The following is a 4,233-nucleotide window of genomic DNA, read 5'->3' as shown; positions in this document are numbered from 1 at the left end:
CCCGCGCCGCCACGCCACTCCCCCGGGCCCGGCCCGTCCGAACCGCACACGCGGTCCGGACGGGCCGGGCCCGGCCGCGTTTCCGGCCCCCACCCCGACCCCTTGGCGCGTGCCACCTATCCGCGTTTGCACTTATCGCGCGTCTGCAACTATTGTTAGAGCACGCAAGGCGCTAGCTCAAGCAATCAAGAAGGGTTCGGGCCCATGCCTCTCGCTCTCATCGCCCTGGCCATCGGCGCATTCGGGATCGGGACCACCGAGTTCGTGATCATGGGACTCCTGCCCCAGATCGCCGGCGACTACGGCGTCTCCATCCCCAACGCGGGCCTGCTGGTCACCGGCTACGCCCTCGGCGTCGTCATCGGCGCGCCGCTGATGACCGTCCTCGGCACCAGGATCAGCCGCAAGACCATGCTCATGCTGCTGATGGGCCTGTTCGTGGCCGGCAACCTGCTCTCCGCGTTCGCCCCGTCCTTCCCCGTGATGCTCGCCGGGCGCATCGTGACCTCCCTCGCCCACGGCGCCTTCTTCGGCATCGGCTCCGTCGTCGCCGCCGACCTCGTCGCCCCGCAGAAGAAGGCCGGCGCCATCGCCACCATGTTCACCGGGCTGACCGTCGCCAACATCGTCGGCGTCCCGCTGGGCACCTACATCGGCCAGGCCGTCGGCTGGCGCACCACCTTCGCCGGCGTCGCCGCGCTCGGCGTGGTCGGCCTGCTCGGCATCGCCAAGCTCGTGCCCGCCATGCCCCGCGCCGAGGGCGCCCACCTGCGCCGCGAGCTGACCGCCTTCCGCAACCCCCAGGTGCTGCTCGCCATGGCGATGACCGTGCTCGGCTTCGGCGGGGTCTTCGCCGCGATCACCTACATCGCCCCGATGATGACCAACGTCGCCGGCTACGCCGACGGCTCCGTCACCTGGCTGCTGGTGCTGTTCGGCGTCGGCATGTTCCTCGGCAACCTGCTCGGCGGGCGCTACGCCGACCGCAAGCTGATGCCGATGCTCTACACCACCCTCGGCGGCCTCGCCGTGGTGCTCGCCCTGTTCACCCTCACCGCCCACAACAAGGTCGCCGCCGCCGTCACCGTCCTGCTGGTCGGCGCCCTCGGCTTCGCCACCGTCCCCCCGCTGCAGAAGCGGGTCCTGGACCAGGCCCACGGCGCCCCCACCCTGGCCTCCGCCGTCAACATCGGCGCCTTCAACCTCGGCAACGCGCTGGCCGCCTGGCTCGGCGGCATGGTGATCAGCGCCGGCCTCGGCTACACCGCCCCGAACTGGGTCGGCGCCGTCCTCGCCGCGGCCGCCCTGCTGCTGGCCTTCTGGTCCGCCGCCCTGGAGCGCCGCGACCGCACCCGGGAGGCCGCCACCACGAGCGCGGCTCCCCGCCACGCGGCCCTGCAGCACTGACCATCGACACCACCGGCCACCGGCACACCACCGGCCACCGCCCCGACCGGAACCCACCCCACCCCCGGAGAACCACCGCCATGAGCACCACCACCGCAGTCGCCCCGCTGACCACCGCCGACGCCGAGCTCCTGGTCGACGCGGCCCGCAGCGCCGCCGAGGCCGCGGGCGTGCCGGTCAGCGTCACCGTCCTGGACGCCGGCGGCCACCTGCTCGCCTTCCGCCGCGACGACCGCGCCGTGCTGATCTCCGGCGAGACCAGCACCCGCAAGGCCTACACCGCCCTCCAGCTGAACGCCCCCACCGCCGACCTGGTCGACCTGGTCAAGCCCGACGGGCCGTTCCACACCCTGCCCACCGCGCTGGACCGCCCGCTGCTGTTCATCGCCGGCGGCATCCCCGTCCACCGCGACGGCCGGCTGGTCGGCGCCCTCGGCGTCGGCGGCGGCGCCCCCGCGCAGGACCACTCCTTCGCCGCCGCCGCCCTCGACCGGCTCGACCGGCTCGCCCGGTGAGCACCCTCCGCCCCACCCCACCGACCACACCCTCCGAAGGAGACCAGCACATGACCACCCCCACCGTCCCCACCGTGAAGCTGAACAACGGCGTCGAGATCCCCCAGCTCGGCTTCGGCGTCTTCCAGGTCCCCGACGACCAGACCACCGCCGCCGTCGCCGCCGCCCTGGAGGCCGGCTACCGCAGCATCGACACCGCCGCCATCTACGGCAACGAGACCGGCGTCGGCCGCGCCCTGGCCGCCTCCGGCGTGGCCCGCGAGGACCTGTTCGTCACCACCAAGCTGTGGAACGCCGACCAGGGCTACGACGCCACCCTGCGCGCCTTCGACGCCAGCCTCGCCAAGCTCGGCCTGGACCACGTCGACCTCTACCTCATCCACTGGCCCACCCCGGCCCGCGACCTCTACCTCGACACCTGGCGCGCCCTGGAGCGCCTCGTCGAGGAGGGCCGCATCCGCGCCGCCGGCGTGTCCAACTTCCAGCCCGCCCACCTCCAGCGCCTGCTGGACACCAGCGCGCTGGTGCCCGCCGTCAACCAGGTCGAGCTGCATCCCGGCCTCCAGCAGGCCGAGCTGCGCGCCTTCCACGCCGAGCACGGCATCGCCACCGAGGCCTGGAGCCCGCTCGCCCAGGGCGCCGTCCTGGACGACCCGGCGATCACCGCGATCGCCGCCCGCACCGGCAAGTCCCCCGCCCAGGTCGTCCTGCGCTGGCACCTGCAGCTCGGCAACATCGTCATCCCCAAGTCCGTCACCCCGGCCCGCATCCGCCAGAACCTCGACGTCTTCGACTTCGAGCTGACCGCGCAGGACATGGCCGCGATCGCCGCCGGCGACCGCGACCTGCGCACCGGCCCGCACCCGGACCAGTTCAACGCGAGCTGACCCCGCCCCACTCTCCCGTCCCGGGCGGTCGCACCGCCGCCCGGGACGGGATCTTTTGTGAAGGACCCGCCATGGCCCCGTCCCACCCCGCACTCGCCCGACTGGCCCCCGCCGACGGCCGGCTGACCATCGGCCTGGAACTGCCCCTGGACAACGACTGGGGCCAGGACCGCGGCCGGGCCGACCGCGCTGCCGGCCGCCCCTTCGGCGTCCCCGACCTCGCCGGGCACGCCCGCCTCGCCACCCTCGCCGACCGCCTCGGCTTCGCCGCCCTGTGGGTGCGCGACGTCCCGCTCTACGACCCCGTCCGGTTCGGCGACGCCGGCAGCGTCTTCGAGACCTTCACCCACCTCGGCCACCTCGCCGCCCTCACCCGCGACGCGGTCCTCGCCACCGGCGCGGTCGTCCTGCCGCTGCGCGAGCCGCTGCTCGTCGCCAAGGCCGCCGCCACCGTCGACGTGCTCTCCGGCGGGCGCCTGCTGCTCGGCCTGGCCAGCGGCGACCGCCCCGTCGAGTACCCGCTGTTCGACCGCGACTTCGACGGCCGCGGCGCCGCCTTCCGCACCGGCGTCGAGACCCTGCGCGCCGCCTGGCGCCCCGGCCCGCTGGAACTGCCCGCCGCCGGCCTCGGCGCCGAACAGCAGCTGGAGGTCCTGCCCCGGCCCGTCCACCCCGGGGGCATCCCGATCGCCGTCGCCGGCGGCGCCCAGCAGAGCCCCGAGTGGATCGCCGAGCACGCCGACGCCTCCCTCAACTACCCCCGCGACCCGGACGCGCTGCGCACGCGGCTGCGCCAGTGGCGCGACCTCGCCGGCGACAAGCCCTACCTGACGCCGATGGTCCTCACCCTCGCCGAGGACCCGGCCGCCGCGCCGCGCCCCATCCGGCTCGGCCTCAGCACCGGGCGCAACGCCCTGATCGAGCACCTGGAGCTGATGGCCGAACTCGGCGTCGCCCACGTCTCCTTCAACCTGCGCCCCAACGACCGCCCCGTCGACGAGCTGCTCCAGGAGCTCGCCGAGGAGGTCCTGCCCCGCTTCGCCGCCCCCGCCCCCTCCGCCGCGGCGGCCGGGCAGCGCGGCTGAGCCGGGGACGGGCCCCGCGCCGGCTCGCCCGTACCGGGCAATTTCCGCCGCGTCCCGCCGCCGGATGCGCCCGGGCGGCCGGCCGGTGTGGCAGGTAGGGGGACGAACCGCCGTTCGTCCCCCTACCGCCGAAACGGAGCCCCCATGCGCCGACGCCGCGGCGTCCTGCTGACCGCCGCCCTCCTGGCCCAGCTCGCCGCCGGACCCTCCCACGCCACGGCCGCCGCCCCCACCGGCCAGTGCGGGGTGGTGCGCAGCGGCGACACCCCGCTGGGCGGCGCCGAGGTGACGCTCTACCAGGCCGGGGACGGCTGCGAGCGGACGACGCGGGCGGGCCCG

At 75.0% G+C, this 4,233-nt stretch carries 5 protein-coding genes; all 5 read left to right on the top strand.

Features of this window, described 5'->3' with window-relative positions; all coding sequences use genetic code 11:
• Positions 1-204: 204 nt before the first annotated feature.
• The gene (locus AE652_RS36485; RefSeq protein WP_049659333.1) at positions 205-1,407 is read left to right on the top strand and encodes an MFS transporter; all 1,203 of its coding nucleotides are present in this window, start codon (positions 205-207) and stop codon (positions 1,405-1,407) included.
• Positions 1,408-1,487: 80 nt separating this feature from the next.
• Positions 1,488-1,922 (top strand): heme-binding protein, encoded by a 435-nt coding sequence (locus AE652_RS36480; protein ID WP_049659331.1) that lies wholly within the window; start codon positions 1,488-1,490, stop codon positions 1,920-1,922.
• 50 nt (positions 1,923-1,972) lie between these two features.
• Positions 1,973-2,809, top strand: coding sequence for an aldo/keto reductase (locus AE652_RS36475; RefSeq protein WP_049659329.1), 837 nt, complete (start codon positions 1,973-1,975; stop codon positions 2,807-2,809).
• Between the two features lie 71 nt (positions 2,810-2,880).
• A complete protein-coding gene (locus AE652_RS36470; protein ID WP_049659327.1) occupies positions 2,881-3,894 on the top strand; it encodes a TIGR03571 family LLM class oxidoreductase in 1,014 nt (337 codons plus the stop codon).
• Positions 3,895-4,038: 144 nt separating this feature from the next.
• The coding region (locus tag AE652_RS46900) for a hypothetical protein (protein ID WP_049659325.1) at positions 4,039-4,233 on the top strand (195 nt) is incomplete at its 3' end.

The sequence above is a fragment of the Kitasatospora sp. MY 5-36 genome, from assembly GCF_001182915.1.
Taxonomy (GTDB): domain Bacteria; phylum Actinomycetota; class Actinomycetes; order Streptomycetales; family Streptomycetaceae; genus Kitasatospora.
The sequence above is the reverse complement of the archived record's forward strand: the minus strand, read 5'-3'. Positions and strand labels throughout refer to the sequence as shown.